This is a genomic window from Proteus terrae subsp. cibarius (assembly GCF_011045835.1).
Lineage (GTDB): Bacteria > Pseudomonadota > Gammaproteobacteria > Enterobacterales > Enterobacteriaceae > Proteus > Proteus cibarius.
In genome coordinates, this window is record NZ_CP047349.1 from 671734 (window position 1) to 694887 (window position 23154).

Consider the following 23154-nt stretch of genomic DNA (forward strand, 5'->3'; position numbering starts at 1 on the left):
AATCCATGTATTAATTAGTGTCTATGGTAACCGTCAACCATACTGCGAAATGTTTGGAATGGCGTTTTTCCTGTTGTACACAGATAAAGGTGACCAATGATAAAAAAGACACTACATACAGCTAATATTTGGTGTGCGATTAATAACCAAGCTTTAAATATTACGGCATCAGCAGGAATGAATGCTGGATTTTGAAGTAAAACACCAGTTATCAAAAGCAGTGGGACTAACGCATACATCACACCTAAATAAGCCATTTGTTGTAGTGGATTAAACTTAACATTGGGTGTTGCTGGGAATGGATGACCTTCTCCTTTGATAATACCGTAGAGATAAAAACGAGTTTGCATAAAGGCGCGTTGAAACCAGTTTTTGCCATCAATGCGGTAAAACTTGCCATTACCACCAACAAGATTAATAAGAACAAAGGACAACCAGCAAACCAAGAGCAGATAACCACAGATTTCATGCACACTAACTAATAACGCGGTATCGTGGGCTGAAAGTAGGGCGAAATGGTTGATGCCACCACTTAGAAGTAACAGAATAAATAAAGAGGCATTACTCCAGTGCCACAAACGAACAGCTTTAGAGTAAAGATAGAGTTTTTCTTCTTTATGCGATTCATCATGTGGTGTGGCAAAGCGATAACGTAAAAAGCCATGTAGTGCGAGCACGAGTAGCATGCCAATAAATAATACGCCTGCAACAATTAGCCAAAGAGGTAAATAGTCGGGAGTATAGATTAAAACATACTCTTTTAGTGCGGCTTGGAACTGAGCACTGTCTGGCATTGTATTGACGATACTCATACTTTACCCTCCTCTTGAACATGAGGCCCTACACGACGGTAGAGATGCGGTTTTCCTACACCATCAAGTTGATAAATATAGTAATCGTGTGTTTTGAGCCATTCTTGAATTTGAGGGCTGTCTTCTCTACCAAATAACAAGGCACTTTGTGGACAAGCACTCACACAAATCGGTGGGAAACCTTTTTGTAATCGAGATTCAAGACAAAAGTCACATTTATCAGCAACATGTGTCACAGGGTTAAGATAACGGACTTGGTATGGACATGCCGATATACAATAGCTACAACCAATACATTTCTCTTTATTAACACGAACGATGCCATTGGTTTCATCACGCCAAGAAGCACCTGTAGGGCAAACCGGAATACAAGGGGCATCTTCACATTGTTGGCAAGAGTGTCTAAAGAAATGATATTTATCGTTGTCTTCTTTGAGACTTAATGGAATATGGGCAATATCCATTCGTGCCATACCATTAGGTACTTTATTTAATCGACGACATGCAGTGGTGCAGATATTACAGCCATTACAGAGCGTCTCATCGTGGATCATGGCATAGCGGATAGGTTTTTTTTCTGCAGTTGCCGCAAGCGCACTTCCTAGTGGCGCACTGAAAAAAATGACCGATCCCATACCTGCTACAAATTTACGGCGAGAAACACGCATTATTTTTGCTCCTCAGTCTGATGATGTTGTAATACCCACATCGAATTTCGTTGATAAGGCAGAACATTACGGATTTTCATGTTGTTCTACCTCGATCCATTCAGTTAAGCCTCGTGCTTTGCCATAACTCATTAACGTATTGCTAAAGAGATAAGGGGCATCGTTGGATGCTAAAACTTGCTGAATATCCTGAAAATCAGGGTGAGTTTTCATCAGTGTCAGTGCATCTTCAATCTCTGAAGCCGTGTATTTAAAGGGTTCAGACATCAACATGCTTTGTTTCAATGGTCGAGGATAGGTTTCGCATTCAAAACGAACTACACCTGCAATTGCTGTACAAATATCCGCATGGCGGTTTAATAATTGCAGTTGTGCGAAGTTATCTGACATAAATTCATCAGAGTAATAATAATCCTCGCCATTGAGACTTAAATGGGCGATATCAATAAACTCGTCGCTCTTTAACGCGGTTTCTAACTGCGCAATGTCCTCTTCAGTCAGAGAATAGGGCGCATCATACAGCGTTGAAATTGCTAATAGTTCACCTTCTTTTGAACATTGACGTATCGCATTCGCTAGATGTTGTTCGGCAGATAATTCTGCTACTTCCGCAACGGGTTCTTCTGCGATATCTGTTGAGGCGTTAGCACTACGTCCAACACCTGTTTCTGATAATGGCAGTAACCAACGGCGACGAGAGATATCTGGTTGCTCTAAAGCAATATCTGCATCATCAGCGATATCTTGTGGTATAGAAGCCGATGCATTTTGTTCTATCATCATGATCTCCTTCTTTTACCTATTAACTTGGCAATAAACCACGAGACGCTAAATCGTCTGCAACATCTTGTAATCCAAGGCGAACTAAAGTTTCTTTTGTTGGGCAACCTAACTGCGGATCCCAGCCCATCTCTTGATAGAACATGGTGAGAGAAAGCTGCATATCGACTCTGTCCATTTTGTCTGTACCTTCAGTAAAGACTGGAATATCAGGATCTTTATCGAATACCCATGAACAGATTTGGTCATGCTCATTACGCATATCCATGGTGTTCATTAATTTAACGGTATAAGCGCGGTGTAAAGTGAAGATACGCTCTGAGGCTAAATCCAGATCTTTAGACGTAGTTGGTTCACCGGTGATAGCGGTAAAGAACTTGGCTTCCATTTCTAAGTCACCACGATAATTACGGCTCTTATGAGGAGAAACCGTCATCGGCCATACCCAGTTACATAAAGTGACCGCATCGTGTAAGCAACTACGTAAAATTGTCCACTTGGTATAAGCAATTTTGGCTTTATTGATTGGTGTATAGTTTTTGGTTTCATCAAACGCATCACCAGAGCCAAATAGCTCACCTGCAATCTCTTTTTGTAGTTTTAGAGGTAAACCACTACCGATATAGTTGATATGTGTATGTGTCATCGCATCGCGGTTAAACATACAGTTAACGATAGAACCCACTTGAGCTGATGCTTCATTTGCGTGGTGAATTGGGAAGCCCATTGGTGACCAGAGTTTATTTTTCTTATCAGCCCAATACTCTTCACCTAAATTCCAACGTTGTGCAATGAGATAAGAGCCATCAGCAAGGTGGCTAAATTCACCTTTACGATGCGCTAAACGGTAGTAAAAATCTTTAATAAATTCAGGATTGCCTTCTTCCAGTTTATCCCAAGGAATATCGTTATATTCTTCTTCAGAAAGTACACGCTTAAATACACCGTGGGTATAACAATAAGTGAAGTCACGATGAAGCTGACCGTAGTTACACCAAAGTCCCATATCATCAAAAATATTAAGACCGACTAAGTTACCTACAACGTTGCCATCCCCTTTTTTCTCAACATCTTTAGGACCATTAGGGAAAATGGTTGTGTGAACGAAGTTAGCGACGCAAGTGTTACCACCTGTTTGTGGTACTCCAAATTTTTTCGCTTGTGGAACATTGAGTTGGGCCATACAACGGATAGGGCAGGAGTGACAACCCCCCATTTTCACTGTGTATTCTTCAGCTTCTGGACCTAAGTCAAAGGTTGATTTCATGGTTCTGAAACCAACAGTATTGATATCGCCAGGAGGAATTTCGCCTGTTTCAATTGGGCCGCCTTCTGCTGCTCCCCAATACAGACCTTTACGTGCAGTCCAACGAGAACCTGGGTGTGAATATTCAGCCCATGATTGTGGCGTACTTGGTACAACGTGGTTGTTATTAGAGCCAATCAGTTGTGTCATCATATAGTCGTTAAGTTCTTTTAACGCTTTACGGTCAGCAACGTTAACTCCACGGCTACCTTCGACGACAATAGCTTTTAATTTTTTAGAACCTAAGACTGCACCAACACCAGCACCACCACTGTGGTTACGGCTATTAATAATGCCAGATAAAGGTACAAGGTTTTCACCCGCAGGACCAATGGTCGCGACACAAGCTTCTGGGCTTGTTTGGGCGCATAGTTCTTCTGTGGTTTGACGAACACCTTTACCCCATAAGAAAGAGGCATCTTCAATAGAAACTTGGTCATCATCAATATGGATCCAAACAGGTTTATCTGATTTACCTTCAATAATCAGAGAGTCATATCCTGCAAATTTCATCCATGCGGCAAAAAATCCCCCCATATGAGCATCAACGACAAGATTGCCACGAGTAAAAGTGGAAAGAGAGGTGATATTGACGCGGGAGCTACAAGGCGCACCAGATCCAGTTAGAGGTCCTACAGCGAAAACAACTTTATTTTCTTCATCAAAAGGTTTAACGCCGGGAGCAACCTCTTCGTACATAATCTTGTAACCAAAGCCCATGCCTCCAATTAAGGATTTATATTTGCTTGAGCTTTCACGAGTGATGGCACCGGTAGTTAAATTGATTCTTAGAATGTTTCCAGTCCAGCCGTTAATCATAATATTGCTTCCTAATCTAAATGTGGTTCAGTGATGTGATTGTCTGGATTATTAAACAGTAATTTCTTTCCATTCAATGATTTGCAGAGCGCCTGTTGGGCACGCTGATGCACACTCACCACATAAATTACATTTGCCGGATTTTTTAGTTTGTGGGTTGACGGTTGCCATCATCCACGGACAGGCTGTTGTACAGGCGGCACAACCAATACAACGACGTGTATCAACGACAATACAGCCGAACTCTTCTTGGTAACGGATTGCTTTTACTGGGCAAACCTTCATACATTCAGGATCTTTACATTGGCGACATGTATCTGTTGTAAAGTTTAAATCACCATAAAGTCCACCACCGGAACCAATACCTTTATCACCAAAATAAAAATGACGATGGATTTTTGTGCGTGAGAAGAATGAACCTACGCTTCCATCATTCCATGTTGTACATGCCGTTTCGCAACGATGGCATCCAGTGCAACGCGCTCTATTTGTGACTAAAACACCTTTAGGCGTTGTAGTTAATTGAATTATTCCGCTATCTATTTCTTCTTGCTTACAACCTAAAAGAGAAAGCAATGCGGGTGCTATAGTGATCCCTGCAAGCCCTTTACCGGATATTCGCAGAAACTCTAGTCTTGATAGTCCAATATCTAATATTGGACGATGATGTGTATCAGACATTAATATTTATCTCCGCTTAACTAATTTAATAAGAAATAAGTTGTGATGATAAATTATTTATTTATCCGCTTGCTTTAACGTTATATAAAAAATATAATAACGCTATCTTTAAGGGATATATTATAAAATTCAACTCTTTTTTATGATAAAAATACATTGTGATGAAATGTTAAATATTTGTATTTACAATGTGTTATCTCCACTTTTTGCGTATTTTTATTATCCTCTTTGATAGTGTGGTTATTAAAAAATTAATACTGTGATTGTTATCATAGAAATAAAAAAATGGAGTGTTATAAATTTAATTTAATTAAATGATTATTGTTTTTATCTGTAATTACGAAAGAGAATAACTACTATTTATATATATTCTATTGTCGAAATTAAATTAAAAGTGATTTGCTCTTATATTATATCTAATATTATTGTTTTAATAATAATTTGATATTCAATATTAAATATATATCTAATCAAAAATAGATATTGATTATTATTAATAGAATAATATATGAATAAATTGTAAAACCATGACTAGATCATTTTTATAAAAAAAGAAACCTTATCTAATCAAGAGAAGGTTTCTTTTGTTTGTTTTATTCGATGACTTTATTGCTAGTAACCGACTGCTTTACCTGCTGGGCGACGAACATCATTTGATCCATAAAGATAACCTTCACGTACTGCACCAGAAACAGCGGAATCATTACCTGATGATGCTGGGATCACTCCTTCTTCTCCTGGGAGTCCGACCATAATAAGTTCAGCCGCTCCCCATGGCGTCTGTTCTACCATTTTATATCCCATGGCAGAGAGTTTTTCTAAAGTGTCTTTTGATAATCCTCGTTGCTCATAATAAACTTCATCCGGCAACCATTGATGGTGAATACGAGGGCTATTAACGGCTTCTTGTGGCGGCATACCAAATTCAATGATATTCAGTGCCGTTTGTAAGGTAATCGAGATAATGCGAGAACCTCCCGGTGATCCTAAAATAAGGAAAGGTTTACCTTCCTTAGTCACAATTGTTGGGCTCATTGATGATAATGGGCGTTTTAATGGTGCAATGCTATTACGCTCACCTTGTACTAAACCATAGAGATTTTTTTCGCCGACTTTGGTTGTAAAATCATCCATCTCGTTGTTGAGGAAAAATCCAGTTCCCGGTGCGATGACTACGGCACCGAAACGACCATTTATAGTATAAGTGGTTGAAACAGCGTTACCATTTTTATCTATAACTGAGTAGTGTGTTGTTTCAGGGCTTTCATGAGGAGCGATACCGGGTTGTACATTTTCTGATGGCGTGGCTTTATTCGGTTTGATTTGTTGGCGTATTTCTGTGGCATAAGCTTTATTTAATAACTTTTCTGTAGGGTTTTTAATAAATTGAGGGTCACCAAGAAAAGTATTTCTGTCCATATAAGCATGACGCATTGCTTCTGTTAAAGTATGAACATATTCAGCTGAATTAAAGCCCATCGATTTGAGATCATAACCTTCCAAAATATTTAGCGTTTGGCAGATAGTAACTCCGCCTGAACTTGGTGGCGGTGCAGAAATAAATTCATAGCCTCGGTAAGTACAGGTGATAGGTTTGGTTTCTGTGATAGTAAAATTAGCAAAATCTTCTTGAGTTAACAGGCCATTATGTTGTTTCGACGCTTCTTCAACTTTTTTAGGGATCTCTCCTTGGTAAAATGCATCAGAACCTTGGTTTGCGATGAGTTCTAATGTATTAGCTAAATCAGTTTGAATTAGGCGATCACCGGGTTGCCACGGTGTTCCATCTGGTTTTAAGAAAATTTTTGCAGACTCAGGATCTTGTTTAAAACGTTCTGTTGTTGTTTCTAACACATCAGTATCTGCGCGGGTTAAAATATATCCTTCTCTTGCAAGCTTAATGGCAGGCGCCATAACCTCTTGACGTGAAAGCGTACCATATTTCTCTAATGCTGAATTCAATCCTTTTACTGTGCCGGGTACTCCTGAAGCGAGATAACCATATAGACTGGCATCTTTAATCAAATTTCCATCTTTATCTAAATACATATTTTTAGAAGCAGAAGAGGGTGCTGTTTCCCTAAAATTGATAAAAGTATTTGTACCATCAGCAAGGTGTATTGTCATAAAACCACCGCCACCAATATTACCACAGCAAGCATTTACGACAGCTTGTGCATAACCGACGGCAACGGCAGCATCAATCGCGTTACCCCCTTTTTGTAAAATATCATTCCCGACTTGTGATGCGAGGTGTTGAGAGGAGACAACCATGCCATGTTGTGCTTCAACAGCGGGTTCATAGGCTGCATAAAGTGAATGTGAAAAAAGGGTAGTAAGTAATAGCAGGTGCGTTTTTTTTATAGTAATCATTATTATCTCCATTAATAACAGGGAGTTATTTTGAATAGATACAAATATAGAGTTTTACGCTGTTATTAATATGAATTAACAATTGCGTAACAATAAGTATAGAGAGAGGTTATTGGTGATGAGAATTTTTTTTGATGTGATGATCACAAAATTATCTTTAAGCAGATAAACAATAAGCTTATTTATAACTAATAACAGTAATAAATAGAGTTGATAAGAAATAAAAAGATAAGTACGGAATAAATAAAAAAAGCCTGTTTTTACAGGCTTTTAAAAATACGTTAGCTTACTGAACTATTACAGTTTGCCAGAGTTCGCTTTCAGGTATTTAGCAACGCCGTCTGGAGATGCGCCCATACCTTCTTGACCTTTTTCCCACTGTGCAGGGCAAACATCACCGTGCTCTTCGTGGAATTGCAGTGCATCGACCATACGGATCATTTCGTCGATATTACGGCCTAATGGCAGATCGTTAACGACCTGATGACGAACAACACCTTCTTTGTCGATCAGGAATGAACCACGCAGTGCAACGCCTGCTTCTGGATGTTCGATACCGTAAGCTTTGATGATGTCGTGTTTGATATCAGCAACCATTGGGTATTTAACTTCACCAATACCACCGTCATCAATAGGAGTTTTACGCCATGCGTTATGAACGAATTCTGAGTCCATAGAAACGCCGATGATTTCAACACCACGTTTTTGGAACTCTTCGAAACGGTGATCAAATGCAATCAGCTCTGAAGGGCAAACGAAAGTGAAATCCATTGGCCAGAAGAAAATAACGGCAGGTTTGCCTTTGATAAATGAATGCAAGTTGAAATCATTAACAATCTCACCATTACCTAAAACGGCAGCAGCTGTGAAATCAGGGGCTTTGCGAGTAACCAGAACCATAATGTACTCCTGTAAATTGAAAGAGTTTATACTCGTCATATTTCAAGTTGTAGCGTTGTTGACTGCGTTCATTCGCACTAGTCACATACTTTTGTATGCTCCTAGTAGCTCATTCACTTGTCGCCTAGCTACACCTTGAACTATTTAGAGTATTTATTCGTCATATTTCAAGTTGTAGCGTTGTTGACTGCGTTCATTCGCACTAGTCACATACTTTTGTATGCTCCTAGTAGCTCATTTACCTGTCGCCTAGCTACACCTTGAACTATTTAGAGTATTTATTCGTCATATTTCAAGTTGTAGCGTTGTTGACTGCGTTCATTCGCACTAGTCACATACTTTTGTATGCTCCTAGTAGCTCATTTACTTGTCGCCTAGCTACACCTCAGTAAATTCAGGGTGCATACCCTGTTTTAAATGATGCATACAGCATAAATAATCAATCGCTATTGATAAAGTTAAACAGAACAATCTATTTGATAGATTATAACTATTAGTTTAATACAATAAAGTAGGATTATTTATGACTCCTTGTATAACGATTCATTCTAATCAACTTTGGAAATGAATACTATGCTTGTTAACAATTCGTTACGAATAATATGATAAATTGACTCAGCATCTCTTTGATATATCAAATGTAATTCGACAATATGACAAAAAGATGAAACTCAAAATGGTAGTTAAATGTATCAGTCATCAAGTTGGTGTTGCTGTGCTCTTTCTAGCAATTGTGGATAAAACTGCCAAAAAATCTCACTTAATTCATCGTAATGTGTTTCTAGTACGATATAAGAGCCCGCAAGTGCGCTTAATCGCGGTCTTCTTCTCGCCATTCCTTTTAATGTTTGAGCAATATAGGCCTTGTCCGCATAACGAATTAACCAAGATTGTGACCATAAATATTCGTTGAGCTCTTGGAATTTTTCAGGTGTTTGCCATAAATCTGGTTCAATAATATTTCGAGTCTTGGTGACAAATTCAGTCAATGGTATATTCGGTTCAAATTTTGACCAATTTAAAGAAAGAAAATGATCCCAAAAAACATCTAAGGTAATCGGTGAAACTCGGCGATATTCATCAGGAAATAAAAGGCGAGCTTGTTTGACTAATGGGTGAGTATCAGTGAGTACATCAATACGTCTATGCATACGAATACCCTCAATAACAGTTTGGCTGTAATCAGAGCTAGGTGCGCCTTTGACGTAATCTGCCATCATATTGCCTAATAGAGAGCTTTTTGCCCTAAAGGCCAGATGTAAGTGAGCAAGATAATTCATCTCATCATCATAGCGCTTTTTGAATAAAAAAGGGCTTCTTTGTTGCACTGATAAGCTGGCAGCACTAGACTAGTCCGCCTGTTTTTTATGAAAGTAGTCGTTTAATTATGCGTGTATCAGACTTTACATTTGAATTGCCAGAAGCCTTGATTGCTCACTATCCTCAACCTCAACGCAGTGGTTGTCGTTTGCTCTCTTTAGAAGGTGAGACTGGTGCTTTATCACACGGTATTTTTACCGATGTGTTAGATAAAATAAATGCTGGTGATCTACTGGTTTTTAATAATACTCGCGTGATCCCTGCGCGTATTTATGGCCGTAAAGCGTCAGGCGGTAAAATCGAAGTGTTAGTTGAGCGTATGCTTGATGAACATCGTGTGCTTGCCCATGTTAGAGCCTCTAAATCACCCAAAGAAGGCGCGGCGCTTGTGCTAGGTGAAGATGAAAGTGTACAAGCAACTATGGTTGCGCGTCATGATACACTTTTTGAAATTCGTTTTGATGATGAAAGAGATGTTCTCACCATCCTAAATAGCATTGGGCATATGCCTTTACCCCCTTATATTGATCGCCCAGATGAAGAATCTGATAAAGAGCTTTATCAAACGGTCTATAATGAACGTCCAGGTGCTGTCGCTGCACCGACTGCGGGATTACACTTTGATGAACCATTACTTCAAGCCTTAAAAGAAAAAGGTGTGGAGATGGCATTTGTCACACTGCATGTTGGTGCGGGGACTTTCCAACCAGTGCGTGTTGATAACATCGAAGAACACACAATGCATTCTGAATATGCAGAAGTACCACAAGATGTGGTTGATGCTGTATTAGCATGTAAAGCGCGTGGTAATCGAGTGATTGCAGTGGGTACAACTTCTGTTCGTTCTTTAGAAAGTGCTGCGAAAGCAACAAAAGATGCGTTAATCGCGCCTTTCTTCGATGATACCCAAATCTTTATTTATCCGGGTTACCAATATCAAATTATTGATGCATTGATTACGAATTTCCATTTGCCTGAATCAACTTTAATCATGCTGGTTTCTGCTTTTGCAGGGTATAAAAATACCATGAATGCATATAAAGAAGCTGTTGAGCAAGAGTATCGTTTTTTCAGTTATGGTGATGCGATGTTTATTACTCGTAATCCTTTAGCTATTAATGAAAAAGTAGGACAAGAATAAAGATTTATTATTCTTTTTAACGTTTTTCTTCGTTTTATGAATTGTTATTTCAACTTTATTGCTTAATCCCTTTGACTAAGCACGGATTTTTGTTGAAGTAACATATACAGCTGTCTAACAAATGATTAGAATGTGCTGTTTTTTATTGCGCATTGGACTGTTTTTCTGATGCTTGGAGGATGAGTGAAATACGAATTAGACAAAACCGACGGTAATGCTCGTCGCGGTCGCCTTATTTTTGAACGTGGTGTTGTTGAAACACCTGCATTTATGCCAGTGGGTACTTACGGCACAGTAAAAGGAATGACACCTGAAGAAGTAAAAGCAACAGGTGCACAAATTCTTTTAGGCAACACCTTCCACTTATGGTTACGTCCTGGTCAAGAAATCATGAAATTACATGGTGATTTACATGATTTTATGCAATGGCAAGGTCCTATTTTAACGGATTCAGGTGGTTTCCAAGTCTTTAGTTTAGGCGCAATGCGTAAAATTAAAGAAGAGGGTGTTCACTTCCGTAACCCTATTAATGGCGAAAAGATTTTCTTAAGCCCAGAAAAATCAATGGAAATCCAATACGATTTGGGTTCTGACATTGTGATGATTTTTGATGAGTGTACGCCATATCCTTCAGATTGGGATTATGCGAAAAACTCAATGGAGATGTCATTACGTTGGGCTAAACGTAGTCGTGCGCGCTTTGATGAACTTAATAACAAAAATTCATTATTCGGTATTATTCAAGGCGGTGTTTACGAAGATTTACGTGATATCTCTGTAAAAGGGCTAGTCGAAATTGGTTTTGACGGTTACGCTGTCGGCGGCCTTGCGGTCGGTGAGCCTAAAGAAGATATGCACCGTATTTTAGAGCATGTCTGCCCTCAAATTCCTGCGAATAAACCGCGTTATTTAATGGGGGTCGGTAAACCAGAAGATTTAGTTGAAGGTGTTCGTCGTGGTATTGATATGTTTGACTGTGTCATGCCAACACGAAATGCACGAAATGGCCATCTGTTTGTAACCGATGGTGTCATTAAAATTCGTAATGCGAAACATCGCTCTGATACATCAACACTTGATGAACATTGTGACTGCTATACCTGTAAAAATTATAGCCGTGCTTATTTACATCATCTTGATCGTTGTAACGAAATTTTAGGTGCAAGGCTGAACACTATTCACAACTTACGTTATTATCAACGTTTGATGGCTGAGATTCGTCAGTCTATTGAAGATTCACGCTTTGAAGAATTTGTACACGAATTCTACGAACGTATCGGAAAACCTGTTCCACCGCTAAATGGCAGTGCGACTAAGTGTGAATAATGTATACGAGAAAGCCCAATTCTGTGTATGATATTGGGCTTATAACTTGAATATCGTCGATATCGACAACAATGAGGAAAAGTGAATGAGTTTTTTCATTTCTGATGCTGTAGCTTCTGCTGGACAAGCAGCACCTGAAGCTAGCTTTATGTCTATTTTACCGATGTTAGTGATCTTTATTCTGATTTTCTATTTCATGATCCTACGTCCACAGCAAAAACGTACTAAAGAACATCGTAAACTGATGGATTCTATCGGTAAAGGTGATGAAGTTTTAACGACTGGTGGTTTAATTGGTCGTGTTGTTAAGGTTTCAGATAACGGCTATATCGTTGTTGCTCTGAATGAAACAACTGAAGTAACTATCAAACGTGACTTTGTTGCCGCTGTATTACCTAAAGGCACAATGAAAGCTATTTAATAACATTTCCCCAAAGGGAAAAGGGAACTGCCGTGCTAAACCGTTATCCTTTGTGGAAGTACCTGATGTTGATAGCCGCTATCCTCATCGGTCTGCTTTACGCACTTCCTAACCTATATGGTGAGGATCCGGCTGTTCAAATCACTGGCGCGCGGGGAACCGCCGCCAATGAGCAAACACTGGATCAAGTTCGATCTTTATTAGATAAAGAAAAAATTGAAGCGAAATCTATTGCACTTGAAAATGGTGCGATTTTGGCTCGTTTCGGTAACCCTGATATTCAGTTACGTGCCCGTGAAGTGTTGTTGCCTGCATTAGGCGACCAGTTCATTGTTGCACTTAACCTTGCACCAGCAACACCAAAATGGTTAGAAGCCATTGGTGGTGAGCCGATGAAACTGGGGTTAGACTTACGTGGTGGTGTTCACTTCCTGATGGAAGTTGATATGGAAACTGCGTTAGGTAAACTTCAGGAACAAAATGTTGAAAGTCTGCGTACATTATTACGTGACGAAGGCATTCCGTATTCCTCTATCCGTAAAACGGATAACTATGGTGTTGAAATCCGTTTCCGTAATTCGGATGATCGCTCTAAAGCTTCAGATTACCTAACTCGTCGTAATCAAGATCTTATTTTTAGAGATGGCGCAAATAACTCATTAAGAGCTATTTTTACTGACGAACGTTTACGTGATGCACGTACTTATGCGGTACAGCAAAATATCACTATCTTACGTAATCGTGTTAACCAGTTAGGTGTTGCAGAGCCATTAGTACAACGCCAAGGTGCTGACCGAATTGTTGTTGAATTACCAGGTATCCAAGATACCGCTCGTGCTAAAGAAATCTTAGGTGCGACAGCAACATTAGAATTTCGTTTAGTCAATACTACCGTTGATCCTTCTGCTTTAGAAACAGGTCGTATTCCGGGCGACTCAGAAGTGAAATATACCCGTGAAGGTAGACCAACTATTCTTTATAAACGCGTTATTTTAACGGGTGACCACATTACTGACTCAACCTCTCAGGCTGATGAATATGGTCAACCACAAGTGAATATTTCACTTGATAGCGCTGGTGGTTCTATCATGTCTAACTTTACGAAAGACAACGTCGGTAAACCGATGGCAACACTGTTCGTAGAGTATAAAGACAGCGGTAAACGCGATGAGAATGACCGAGCTGTATTGGTTAAAAGCGAAGAAGTCATCAACGTTGCGAATATTCAGAGTCGTTTAGGAAATAGTTTCCGTATTACGGGTATTTCAAATGCGAATGAAGCACGTCAATTATCTCTATTATTACGTGCTGGTGCGTTGATTGCACCTATTCAAATCGTTGAAGAAAGAACGATTGGTCCAACTTTGGGTCTGCAAAATATTACCCAAGGTTTAGAAGCGTGTTTATGGGGTCTGATTGCGTCAGTTGCCTTTATGATAATTTATTATCGTAAATTTGGTGTGATTGCGAGTACTGCATTAATGGCAAACTTAGTGTTAATCGTTGGGGTAATGTCACTATTACCGGGCGCAACACTAACCATGCCGGGTATTGCGGGTATCGTATTAACACTTGCCGTCGCCGTCGATGCCAACGTACTGATAAACGAACGTATCAAAGAAGAGTTACGTAATGGTCGATCAGTACAACAAGCAATCCATGAAGGTTATAAAGGTGCCTTCTCCAGTATTATTGATGCGAACTTAACCACATTAATTACAGCTGTGATCCTTTATGCAGTCGGTACCGGCTCAATCAAAGGCTTTGCTATCACAACTGCAATCGGGGTTGCAACATCCATGTTTACCGCTATCGTCGGTACTCGTGCGATTGTAAACCTGTTGTATGGTGGTAAACGCGTTAAGAAACTGTCTATTTAAGGAGCACGTTGTGGCACAGGATTATACTGTTGAACAATTAAACCATGGTCGTAGAGTCATTGACTTTATGCGTTGGGACAACGTCGCCTTTAGTATTTCGTTTCTGCTTTTGATAGCGTCAATTGCTATCATTTCCGTGAAAGGATTTAACTGGGGACTGGATTTTACAGGTGGTACAGTAATTGAGATCAATCTCAGTCAACCAGCCGACCTTGATAAAATGCGTGATAGCCTAGATGCAGCGGGCTTTAAAGATCCTCTGTTACAAAACTTTGGTAGCAGCCGCGATATTATGGTGCGTATGCCTCCTGTTGAAGGGCAGGCAGGTCAAGAGTTAGGTAAGAAAGTTATCGATGTTATTAATGCTGAAGTTGATAACGATGCTGTGGTAAAACGTATTGAATTTGTTGGGCCAAGTGTGGGTAGTGAATTGGCTCAAACAGGTGCAATGGCGTTATTATCTGCACTTATCTGTATTCTTATCTATGTTGGATTCCGTTTTGAATGGCGTTTGGCGTTAGGTGCTGTTATCGCACTTGCGCATGACGTGATTATTACACTGGGTGTGCTTTCACTATTCCACATAGAGGTTGACTTAACCATTGTGGCATCATTGATGTCTGTTATCGGTTACTCACTAAACGATAGTATTGTCGTATCAGACCGTATTCGTGAGAACTTCCGTAAAATTCGTCGAGGTACTTCATATGAAATTATGAACGTTTCTCTGACACAGACATTAAGCCGTACCATCATGACATCAGCAACAACATTATTGGTTGTATTAATGCTATATATCTTTGGTGGTTCAATGCTTCAAGGCTTCTCTTTAGTTATGTTAATCGGTGTTTCAATTGGTACTATTTCTTCTATTTATGTGGCTTCTGCATTAGCACTGAAAATGGGAATGAAACGTGAACACTTGATTGTACAAAAAGTGGAAAAAGAGGGTGCAGATCAGACAACACTCTTACCATAATAGAGCGTTTTTCTGATAAAACATTGCAAACACCCTGCCAGTGTATACTGACAGGGTGTTTTTTGTTCACTGAACAGGTACACTGTTTATGAGTATTGTCAAAAGTAGGAATAACTATGCATTGCCCATTTTGTGGAGCCGTAGATACCAAGGTAATTGATTCCAGACTTGTTGGTGATGGTTCACAAGTGCGCCGTCGTCGCCAATGTCTTGTTTGTCATGAACGTTTTACTACCTTTGAAGTAGCAGAACTAGTGATGCCTCGTGTTGTGAAAAGTGATGAAATACGTGAGCCTTTTGATGAAGAGAAACTTCGTCGAGGTATGCTTAAAGCATTAGAAAAACGTCCAGTGAGTTCAGATGATGTTGAAGCTGCGATAAGCCATATCAAGTCACAACTAAGAGCGACGGGTGAAAGAGAAATACCTTCAAAAGAAATTGGCAATTTTGTTATGGAACAACTAAAGAAACTCGATAAAGTGGCTTATATTCGCTTTGCTTCGGTTTATCGTAGTTTTGAAGATATCCGTGATTTTGGTGAAGAAATCGCAAAATTACAGGATTAATATGCTAATACTGTAATTTATTTAATGATTTGATAAATAACGATAAATAATAAAATTATATGTAATTATTATGACAAATAACAACAGCAACAATCCAAGTAAAAATGAAAGCCTGCATGATGAACACTATATGCGTCGAGCTATTGAGCTTGCAGCATTAGGTCGCTTTACAACATCACCTAACCCTAATGTGGGGTGTGTGATCGTAAAAGAGGGTGAGATTATCGGTGAAGGTTATCATCATCACGCAGGTGGCCCTCATGCTGAAGTTAATGCATTAAAAATGGCAGGGGATAGAGCAAAAGGGGCGACAGCTTATGTCACACTTGAACCTTGTAGTCATTTTGGTAAAACACCACCTTGTGCGGATGCCTTGATTAATGCAGGGATAAAACGAGTTGTTGCTGCGATGCAAGATCCTAATCCTCAAGTTGCAGGCCGTGGTTTGCACAAATTATTATCAGCGGGGATTGATGTTTCACATGGCGTTTTAATGCAAGAAGCTGAAAAACTTAACGTTGGTTTTTTTAAACGAATGAGAACAGGCTTCCCTTATATCCAGCTAAAATTAGGTGCATCTTTAGATGGTAAAACGGCATTAGCATCAGGTGAAAGCCAATGGATAACCTCTAAAGCATCTCGTCGAGATGTGCAAAATTTCCGGGCTCAAGCTAGTGCTATTTTAACGACCAGTGCAACAGTAATTGCTGACAACCCTTCTATGAATGTTCGTTGGAATGAGCTTTCAGATGAAATCAAAGCTATCTATCCTGAAGAAACGCTACGTCAACCTATTCGTATTATTACTGATAGCCAAAATAGAGTGAGTGAAAATCATAAAATCACTCAAATTGAAGGCGAATGCTGGTTGGCGCGTACAAAATCACAGCCAAGTAGCTGGCAAGGCAATGTATCAGAAATCCTATTACCAACAAATGGCAAAAGCAGTGGTGTGGATTTAGTTTTATTAATGATGCAATTGGGTAAACGCAATATCAATACCGTATGGGTTGAGAGTGGCGCTCATTTTGCTGGCGCATTATTAGAGGCAGGGCTTGTTGATGAACTTATTATTTATATAGCGCCTAAAGTTTTAGGGAATGATGCTCGAGGATTATTTGCACTTTCTCCACTTTCATCATTATCCGAAGCACCTGAATTTACAGTAGATTCTCTCCAACAAATTGGCTCTGATATCAGAGTTTGTTTAAAACCTCGTTATTAATAGACGCAAATAAGTGTGTCTACGGCGCTATTTGTAGTAAAATAGCGCCGTGTGTGTTATTTCCTGTCGTTACGACATCGTTATCAGCCAACTAAATGCCTTGATTTATCAAGGGTTTTTGGCTCCTTTGCTGTGTAATAATAAAACAGAGCGCAGTAAAGGAAAGAATATGATAAAATCCGCGCCCCGCGGATAGGAGAAAAAGGTAACCTATGAACGTAATCAAAGGTGTTGTCGCGGCGCCAAACGCACGCGTAGCAATTGCAATTGCCCGTTTTAATAATTTCATCAACGACAGCTTATTAGAAGGTGCGGTTGATGCATTAGAACGTATTGGACAAGTTTCCTCTGAAAATATTACCGTCGTTTGGGTTCCAGGTGCTTACGAGCTACCGTTAACAGTTAAAGCTTTAGCTGAAAGCGACAAATACGATGCAGTTATCGCATTAGGTACTGTTATCCGTGGTGGAACCGCACATTTTGAATACGTTGCTGGCGAATGTAGTTCTGGCCTATCTCAAGTTGCAATGCAAAGCGAGATCCCTGTGACTTTTGGTGTATTAACAACTGAAAGCATTGAACAGGCCATTGAACGAGCTGGAACTAAAGCGGGCAACAAAGGTGCTGAAGCGGCAATGACAGCACTTGAAATGATCAATGTACTTAAAGCCATAAAAGGCTAATCATCTGTTTTAACTTAAGGGGAATTTTGTGAAACCTGCTGCTCGTCGTCGTGCTCGTGAGTGTGCTGTTCAAGCTATCTACTCATGGCAATTATCCGGAAATGACATCGCGGATGTGGAATTGGAGTTTTTATCCGAGCAGGATACCCAAGGTGTAGATATTGCTTATTTTCGTGAGCTTTTAGTGGGTGTTGCCATTAATGCAACACGTTTAGATAAGGCAATGGAACCTTATTTATCCCGCCAGCTTGAAGAATTAGGTCAAGTTGAAAAAGCAATTTTACGTTTAGCAATGTTTGAACTTAGCTTCCGTGAAGATGTTCCTTACAAAGTTGCGATTAACGAAGCGATTGAACTGGCTAAGGTATTTGGTGCTGACGATAGCCATAAATTTGTTAATGGCGTGCTTGATAAAGCTGCACCAACTGTACGTAAAAAATAACGTTTTTCACGTTTCCTCTATGGTAAATAATTCAAGGCCGGTATTTTCCGGCCTTTTGTTTAATAAAGCTAGTATGCATAGCTCAATAGGAAATAGATAATGCCTTGTGGTGAATTTTCCCTTATTAAGCAATATTTCACTTCACAACCTGTAAAACGAAAAGATGTGAGTACAGGAATTGGGGATGACTGCGCAATATTGACGGTACCTGAAAAGCAACAAGTGGCGATTAGTACCGACACTTTAGTGAGTGGTATTCACTTCCTTCCTTCTATCTCACCTGAAGATTTAGCCTATAAAGCACTTGCTGTAAATATTAGCGACTTAGCTGCCGTTGGTGCAGATCCTTCTTGGGCTTCATTAGCTTTAACGCTACCGGATACAAACAGTGAATGGCTTGAGGCATTTAGCCGTTCTTTCTTTGCGTTAGCTGATTATTATGCAATCCAGTTAATCGGTGGTGATACTACTCGCGGCCCTTTAAGCTTAACAATCACAATACAAGGGCTTGTTCCACAAGGAACCGCATTACTTCGTTCTGGCGCTAAAATTGGTGATTGGATCTATGTTACGGGGTTTTTAGGCGATAGCGCAGCGGGACTTGCTGTATTACAAAATAGATTACAGCCGACAGAAAAAGAACATAGTGATTATTTTATCGCAAGACATTTGCGCCCTCAGCCTCGTTTACTACAAGGTCAAGCATTACGCCATTTAGCGACCTCTGCGATTGATATTTCTGATGGACTTATTTCAGACTTGAACCATATTCTTACAGCAAGTGGTTGTGGGGCTCGCTTAAATTTAGATGCATTGCCTTACTCGCCAGCGATGAAAGCGGAAGTGAGTGAAGAACAAGCGGAGATTTGGGCATTAAGTGGTGGTGAAGATTATGAGTTATGCTTTACGGTGCCTGAAATCAATCGTGGCGCTTTAGAGATTGCATTAGCGCATACTGGGGCAGATTTTCATTGTATAGGACAAATTATGCCGATTGCTGAAGGCATTCGTTATTTACGTGATGGCAAAGACGTTTACCCTAATCTCAAGGGGTTTGATCATTTTAGTGAGTCTAACGAGTAACCTTGCTTTAATTTTAAAGGCGCTTTATTAGCGCCTTTAATGATATTGATAATATCTAAATTTATATTTAAAGAGATTATCAATAATCTCTTATCTTAGTTCTTTTTTACAAATTCAGATTTCAACTTCATTTGTCCAAAGCCATCAATTTTACAATCAATGTTATGGTCACCTTCGACTAAACGGATCCCTTTAACTTTTGTACCGATTTTTAGTGGAGTTGAGCTACCTTTAACTTTGAGATCTTTAATTACGGTGACGGAGTCACCATCAGCTAATAAATTGCCGTTAGCATCTTTAACCACTAACTCATCGTTATCAACAGTTGGTTCTGTATCGTTCCACTCGTGTGCGCATTCAGGGCAAACATACATTGCACCATCTTCATAGGTGTATTCAGAATTGCACTTAGGACAAGAAGGTAATGACATAATAATACTCTCAAATTTTATCAAAATGGGAAGTGATTAATCGTCACAATGAGGATAACACTTGCCCCATAAATTAAAGGACACATTATCATTTAAGAGTGAAAGTTCTAAGCAATCCCCTAAATGGTCCTGCCTCTGATAATGCGAAAGGGCAATAGTATAATGGATTTGATGTAAATTTGCATCTTTCACAGGTTATGATGTGAAGGTTGAGGAAAAGTAGGCTAAATATAGGGTGTTAAATAGAAAATAAAGATATATAAAAGTAGTTTTAAATGTTTAATAACTCAATGATATTAAAGTTATAATTTTATAAATATAACTAAAAACAAATGCCCTCATCTTAAAAGAGAGCATCATCAATAATAGTGTTAATCTTCTTATTATGGTTTTATAAAATGACTCACCGAACCACGCTCTATAAGTTTGGGTGTAAGCACCAAAACATTGTCATCAGCATCGATATTTTCCATACGATGTAATAATTGGCTGACAGCAAGTTTACCCAATTCATCTTTGGGTTGGTGAATGGTAGAAAGAGGAGGGATCATATAAGAAGCTAGGTCGATATCGTCATAACCCATGACTGAAATATCATCAGGTACACGCAAACCTTTTTGATAAATAGCTTGATAAGCACCAACAGCCATTGCGTCATTACAGGTGAAAACTGCTTGTGGTAAGACAGAATGTGAGAGTAACTTTTGCATTGCGCTAAACCCGCCTGCAAATTCAAAATCACTGGTTAACACAAACTCTTCTCGAATAGTGAGCCCTGCTTTTTGCATCGCATTGTAATAGCCTTGCAAACGATGTTTTGCTGGGAGTTTATCTTGTGGACCGGCAATACAGGCAATTTCAGTAAAGCCTTTTTCAATCAGATAATTGGTGGCGATTTCTCCCCCCAACAGGGAGTTATCTTGAATAATATCTCCGCCGTATTCAAACGGAGACCAATCCATCATGACCATAGGTAAACGAGGATAACGATTTAGCACTTCATGAGAGGGCGCTCGGGCTTCTGTTGACATCAATAATAAGCCATCGACACGTTTTTGTAGCAGCGTTTCAAGGCTACTATCCATACGCTCGTAATCCCCTTCGGTATTACATAAAATTAGGCTATAGCCTTTTTCGTAGCAACTGCGTTCAACACCACGTACAACTTCTGCATAGAAAGGGTTGCTACTAGCTGTCACTAACATACCAATAGTGTGAGTACAGTTCATTTTTAAACTGCGTGCTAAAGCTGAAGGCGCGTAATTTAAGGTTTCGATAGCATCGTTAACCTTTTTACGAATACCTTCGCTCACATAACGATTGTTATTGATAACGTGAGAAACTGTTGATGTCGAAACGCCCGCCAAACGGGCGACATCTTTCATTGTTGCCAAAGTACTATGCTCGCTCTGCTAAAAATGATTCGATTTCATGACGCCAAGGAACAGATGATTGTGCACCATGACGTGTAACTGCAATGGCAGCTGCTGCGTGAGCAAAACGGATAGCCTCAACGGAAGGTTTCCCTTCTAATATTGCAGTGACAAATGCACCGTTAAATGTATCACCTGCGGCAATGGTATCAACAGCATCGACGCGAAATCCAGGAATTATCATGCCTTTCCCTTGTTCACTAAACCATACACCACGGCTACCCAAAGTGATAAGCACTTGTTTGATACCTTTTTGATGTAAAATTTCGGCAGCTTTTGCCGCACCCGCTTCATCATGCACAGAAACGCCTGTTAATATTTCGGCTTCCGTCTCATTTGGAGTAATAACATCAATAAAACTCAGAAATTCATCAGATAAAGGTTGTGCTGGTGCTGGGTTTAAAATGACTTTAGTTTGGTGTGATTTTGCCAGTTTTGCAGCTTCAAAAACAGTCTCTAACGGTGATTCTAATTGCATCAGCAAGGCATCAGCATGCTCAACAACATGATGATATTGCTGAAAATGTGTAGGTTTTAGTGCGCCATTAGCACCTGCAACAATACTAATTACGTTTTCACCTTGTTCATTAACAAGGATCATCGCAACACCTGTTGGTGTTTGCGGAATAATACTAATTGCATCGATATGAATATTATCTGTTTTAAGCTGTGAAATTATCTCACTACCAATCGCATCATCCCCGACACAAGCAATAAAGGTAATATCGGCGCCACTGCGACCACAAGCAACAGCCTGATTTGCACCTTTACCACCAAAGGCTATTTTGTATTGATGACCAATAATGGTTTCACCCGGCTTTGGAAATTGTGAAATATTCATGATGTGGTCAACGTTAATGCTACCTAGAACAGCAAGGCGAGGTGTTGTCATAGCCTTTATCCTTGTGAAAACGTGTTTTAATGATTAAAGCTACCACGGAGCAATATTACCCCGTGGTATTTATTGTTGTTATTTTTTAATAACTAACTCAAGTTCGACAGGGATTGTTGCATCCACTTTTTCGCCTTTGAGAATTTTATCTGCGGTTTGAATGCCGATAATACCAATTTGGTCTGGGCGTTGAGCAATGGTTGCACCTAACATGCCACGGTTTACCGCTTTGATCCCATCATCTGTACCATCGAAACCAATCACTAATACATCGGTACGACCGGCAGTTTGTAATGCACGTAATGCACCTAGTGCCATTTCATCATTCTGTGCAAAAACAGCTTGAACCGCAGGATAAGCAGTTAATAGATTTTGCATCACGTTAAGACCTTTTGTACGGTCAAAATCAGCAGGTTGGCTGGCAAGTACATTTAGTTTATGAGCATCAACCGCTTGTTTAAAGCCTTCTCCACGTTCACGAGATGCAGAAGTTCCTGTGATCCCTTCTAGTTGGATAACTTTGGCATCACTAGCCACTTTATCTGCAATATAATCACCCGCCATTTTACCGCCAAGACGGTTATCTGAAGCGACGTGACTGACGACTTCACCTTTGTTTGCAACGCGGTCTAAAGTGATAACGGGGATTTTGGCTTTATTGGCTAAAATAACAGCGTTACCTACTGCATCAGAATCTGTCGGGTTAATGAGCATTAAGCGTGTGCCTTTTACTGTCAGATCTTGCACGTTAGCAAGCTCTTTAGCTGGATTGTCCATCGAGTCAAGCACAACTAAATCGTAACCTAATCGATTAGCTTCTTTCTGCGCACTGTCTTTCATGGTGACAAAGAAAGGGTTGTTAAGTGTTGAGATAACTAGTGCGATCGACTCTTTTGCAAATGCGTTGGCGCTGATTGTGGCGCTTAATGCAACAACAGAAAGAAGTGTCGCCATTTTTTTGAGTTTCATAATATAAGTTCCTGTCGGGATTCG

The 23154-nt window shown here is 39.7% G+C and carries 22 protein-coding genes; 10 read left to right on the forward strand and 12 right to left on the reverse strand.

Going from position 1 to position 23154, the window contains the following annotated elements; all coding sequences use genetic code 11:
• Positions 1 to 14: 14 nt before the first annotated feature.
• The 8 genes from phsC to GTH25_RS03140 all read right to left on the reverse strand — a co-directional run bounded on the left by phsC (position 15) and on the right by GTH25_RS03140 (position 9619).
• A complete protein-coding gene (gene phsC, locus GTH25_RS03105) occupies positions 15 to 812 on the reverse strand; it encodes a thiosulfate reductase cytochrome B subunit (protein ID WP_075673980.1) in 798 nt (265 codons plus the stop codon).
• Complete coding sequence (locus tag GTH25_RS03110; protein ID WP_075673979.1) at positions 809 to 1480, reverse strand: 4Fe-4S dicluster domain-containing protein; 672 nt, start codon at positions 1478 to 1480, stop codon at positions 809 to 811. The genes phsC and GTH25_RS03110 overlap by 4 nt, the downstream gene beginning before the upstream one ends.
• A 66-nt stretch (positions 1481 to 1546) precedes the next feature.
• Positions 1547 to 2260 carry a YdhW family putative oxidoreductase system protein gene (locus GTH25_RS03115; protein WP_223672535.1) on the reverse strand — a complete coding sequence of 238 codons (714 nt, stop codon included), beginning with the start codon at positions 2258 to 2260 and terminating at the stop codon, positions 1547 to 1549.
• 22 nt (positions 2261 to 2282) lie between these two features.
• Positions 2283 to 4385: an aldehyde ferredoxin oxidoreductase gene (locus GTH25_RS03120; RefSeq protein WP_075673977.1), complete on the reverse strand. Its 2103-nt coding sequence runs from the start codon at positions 4383 to 4385 to the stop codon at positions 2283 to 2285.
• 51 nt (positions 4386 to 4436) lie between these two features.
• Positions 4437 to 5066 carry a ferredoxin-like protein gene (locus GTH25_RS03125; RefSeq protein ID WP_006535141.1) on the reverse strand — a complete coding sequence of 210 codons (630 nt, stop codon included), beginning with the start codon at positions 5064 to 5066 and terminating at the stop codon, positions 4437 to 4439.
• 612 nt (positions 5067 to 5678) lie between these two features.
• The gene (gene ggt / locus GTH25_RS03130) at positions 5679 to 7439 is read right to left on the reverse strand and encodes a gamma-glutamyltransferase (RefSeq protein WP_075674384.1); all 1761 of its coding nucleotides are present in this window, start codon (positions 7437 to 7439) and stop codon (positions 5679 to 5681) included.
• Positions 7440 to 7736: 297 nt separating this feature from the next.
• Positions 7737 to 8339 carry a peroxiredoxin C gene (locus GTH25_RS03135; protein ID WP_075674385.1) on the reverse strand — a complete coding sequence of 201 codons (603 nt, stop codon included), beginning with the start codon at positions 8337 to 8339 and terminating at the stop codon, positions 7737 to 7739.
• 692 nt (positions 8340 to 9031) lie between these two features.
• On the reverse strand, positions 9032 to 9619 hold the full coding sequence (locus GTH25_RS03140; protein ID WP_075672041.1) for an acyl carrier protein phosphodiesterase: 588 nt from the start codon (positions 9617 to 9619) through the stop codon (positions 9032 to 9034).
• Positions 9620 to 9726: 107 nt separating this feature from the next.
• Between GTH25_RS03140 and queA the strand changes: the two genes are divergently transcribed.
• The 10 genes from queA (at position 9727) to thiL (ending at position 19405) form a co-directional block, all read left to right on the forward strand.
• Complete coding sequence (gene queA / locus GTH25_RS03145) at positions 9727 to 10800, forward strand: tRNA preQ1(34) S-adenosylmethionine ribosyltransferase-isomerase QueA (protein ID WP_075672035.1); 1074 nt, start codon at positions 9727 to 9729, stop codon at positions 10798 to 10800.
• Positions 10801 to 10983: 183 nt separating this feature from the next.
• On the forward strand, positions 10984 to 12126 hold the full coding sequence (gene tgt, locus GTH25_RS03150) for a tRNA guanosine(34) transglycosylase Tgt (protein ID WP_036911729.1): 1143 nt from the start codon (positions 10984 to 10986) through the stop codon (positions 12124 to 12126).
• An 85-nt stretch (positions 12127 to 12211) separates the two neighbouring features.
• On the forward strand, positions 12212 to 12547 hold the full coding sequence (yajC, locus tag GTH25_RS03155; RefSeq protein ID WP_006535133.1) for a preprotein translocase subunit YajC: 336 nt from the start codon (positions 12212 to 12214) through the stop codon (positions 12545 to 12547).
• A 32-nt stretch (positions 12548 to 12579) separates the two neighbouring features.
• Positions 12580 to 14427, forward strand: a complete 1848-nt coding sequence (gene secD, locus GTH25_RS03160) for a protein translocase subunit SecD (protein WP_075672033.1) — start codon at positions 12580 to 12582, stop codon at positions 14425 to 14427.
• A gap of 10 nt (positions 14428 to 14437) precedes the next feature.
• Entirely contained in the window at positions 14438 to 15406 is a 969-nt protein-coding gene (secF, locus tag GTH25_RS03165; RefSeq protein WP_075672031.1) for a protein translocase subunit SecF, read from the forward strand.
• A 116-nt stretch (positions 15407 to 15522) separates the two neighbouring features.
• Positions 15523 to 15972 carry a transcriptional regulator NrdR gene (gene nrdR / locus GTH25_RS03170; protein WP_006535128.1) on the forward strand — a complete coding sequence of 150 codons (450 nt, stop codon included), beginning with the start codon at positions 15523 to 15525 and terminating at the stop codon, positions 15970 to 15972.
• Positions 15973 to 16042: 70 nt separating this feature from the next.
• Positions 16043 to 17197 carry a bifunctional diaminohydroxyphosphoribosylaminopyrimidine deaminase/5-amino-6-(5-phosphoribosylamino)uracil reductase RibD gene (gene ribD, locus GTH25_RS03175; protein ID WP_164530325.1) on the forward strand — a complete coding sequence of 385 codons (1155 nt, stop codon included), beginning with the start codon at positions 16043 to 16045 and terminating at the stop codon, positions 17195 to 17197.
• Between the two features lie 212 nt (positions 17198 to 17409).
• On the forward strand, positions 17410 to 17880 hold the full coding sequence (gene ribH, locus GTH25_RS03180) for a 6,7-dimethyl-8-ribityllumazine synthase (protein WP_023580887.1): 471 nt from the start codon (positions 17410 to 17412) through the stop codon (positions 17878 to 17880).
• Positions 17881 to 17908: 28 nt separating this feature from the next.
• Entirely contained in the window at positions 17909 to 18322 is a 414-nt protein-coding gene (nusB, locus tag GTH25_RS03185; protein WP_006535124.1) for a transcription antitermination factor NusB, read from the forward strand.
• 99 nt (positions 18323 to 18421) lie between these two features.
• Positions 18422 to 19405 (forward strand): thiamine-phosphate kinase, encoded by a 984-nt coding sequence (gene thiL, locus GTH25_RS03190; protein ID WP_099659975.1) that lies wholly within the window; start codon positions 18422 to 18424, stop codon positions 19403 to 19405.
• 95 nt (positions 19406 to 19500) lie between these two features.
• Here the strand turns inward: thiL and GTH25_RS03195 are convergent, their stop codons facing one another.
• The 4 genes from GTH25_RS03195 to rbsB all read right to left on the reverse strand — a co-directional run bounded on the left by GTH25_RS03195 (position 19501) and on the right by rbsB (position 23130).
• The gene (locus tag GTH25_RS03195; protein WP_075672025.1) at positions 19501 to 19836 is read right to left on the reverse strand and encodes a zinc ribbon domain-containing protein YjdM; all 336 of its coding nucleotides are present in this window, start codon (positions 19834 to 19836) and stop codon (positions 19501 to 19503) included.
• A 383-nt stretch (positions 19837 to 20219) separates the two neighbouring features.
• A complete protein-coding gene (rbsR, locus tag GTH25_RS03200) occupies positions 20220 to 21230 on the reverse strand; it encodes a ribose operon transcriptional repressor RbsR (RefSeq protein WP_171455263.1) in 1011 nt (336 codons plus the stop codon).
• 4 nt (positions 21231 to 21234) lie between these two features.
• The gene (gene rbsK, locus GTH25_RS03205) at positions 21235 to 22161 is read right to left on the reverse strand and encodes a ribokinase (protein WP_075672021.1); all 927 of its coding nucleotides are present in this window, start codon (positions 22159 to 22161) and stop codon (positions 21235 to 21237) included.
• A 78-nt stretch (positions 22162 to 22239) separates the two neighbouring features.
• Complete coding sequence (gene rbsB, locus GTH25_RS03210) at positions 22240 to 23130, reverse strand: ribose ABC transporter substrate-binding protein RbsB (RefSeq protein WP_075672019.1); 891 nt, start codon at positions 23128 to 23130, stop codon at positions 22240 to 22242.
• Positions 23131 to 23154: the final 24 nt, after the last annotated feature.

Excerpts from the sequence above, each read along its gene's own strand:
- phsC (WP_075673980.1), bottom strand. The coding sequence starts at position 812 with ATGAGTATCGTCAATACAATGCCAGACAGTGCTCAGTTCCAAGCCGCA.
- GTH25_RS03110 (WP_075673979.1), bottom strand. The coding sequence starts at position 1,480 with ATGCGTGTTTCTCGCCGTAAATTTGTAGCAGGTATGGGATCGGTCATT.
- GTH25_RS03115 (WP_223672535.1), bottom strand. The coding sequence starts at position 2,260 with ATGATAGAACAAAATGCATCGGCTTCTATACCACAAGATATCGCTGAT.
- GTH25_RS03120 (WP_075673977.1), bottom strand. The coding sequence starts at position 4,385 with ATGATTAACGGCTGGACTGGAAACATTCTAAGAATCAATTTAACTACC.
- GTH25_RS03125 (WP_006535141.1), bottom strand. The coding sequence starts at position 5,066 with ATGTCTGATACACATCATCGTCCAATATTAGATATTGGACTATCAAGA.
- ggt (WP_075674384.1), bottom strand. The coding sequence starts at position 7,439 with ATGATTACTATAAAAAAAACGCACCTGCTATTACTTACTACCCTTTTT.
- GTH25_RS03135 (WP_075674385.1), bottom strand. The coding sequence starts at position 8,339 with ATGGTTCTGGTTACTCGCAAAGCCCCTGATTTCACAGCTGCTGCCGTT.
- GTH25_RS03140 (WP_075672041.1), bottom strand. The coding sequence starts at position 9,619 with ATGAATTATCTTGCTCACTTACATCTGGCCTTTAGGGCAAAAAGCTCT.
- queA (WP_075672035.1), top strand. The coding sequence starts at position 9,727 with ATGCGTGTATCAGACTTTACATTTGAATTGCCAGAAGCCTTGATTGCT.
- yajC (WP_006535133.1), top strand. The coding sequence starts at position 12,212 with ATGAGTTTTTTCATTTCTGATGCTGTAGCTTCTGCTGGACAAGCAGCA.
- nrdR (WP_006535128.1), top strand. The coding sequence starts at position 15,523 with ATGCATTGCCCATTTTGTGGAGCCGTAGATACCAAGGTAATTGATTCC.
- ribD (WP_164530325.1), top strand. The coding sequence starts at position 16,043 with ATGACAAATAACAACAGCAACAATCCAAGTAAAAATGAAAGCCTGCAT.
- ribH (WP_023580887.1), top strand. The coding sequence starts at position 17,410 with ATGAACGTAATCAAAGGTGTTGTCGCGGCGCCAAACGCACGCGTAGCA.
- thiL (WP_099659975.1), top strand. The coding sequence starts at position 18,422 with ATGCCTTGTGGTGAATTTTCCCTTATTAAGCAATATTTCACTTCACAA.
- GTH25_RS03195 (WP_075672025.1), bottom strand. The coding sequence starts at position 19,836 with ATGTCATTACCTTCTTGTCCTAAGTGCAATTCTGAATACACCTATGAA.
- rbsK (WP_075672021.1), bottom strand. The coding sequence starts at position 22,161 with ATGACAACACCTCGCCTTGCTGTTCTAGGTAGCATTAACGTTGACCAC.
- rbsB (WP_075672019.1), bottom strand. The coding sequence starts at position 23,130 with ATGAAACTCAAAAAAATGGCGACACTTCTTTCTGTTGTTGCATTAAGC.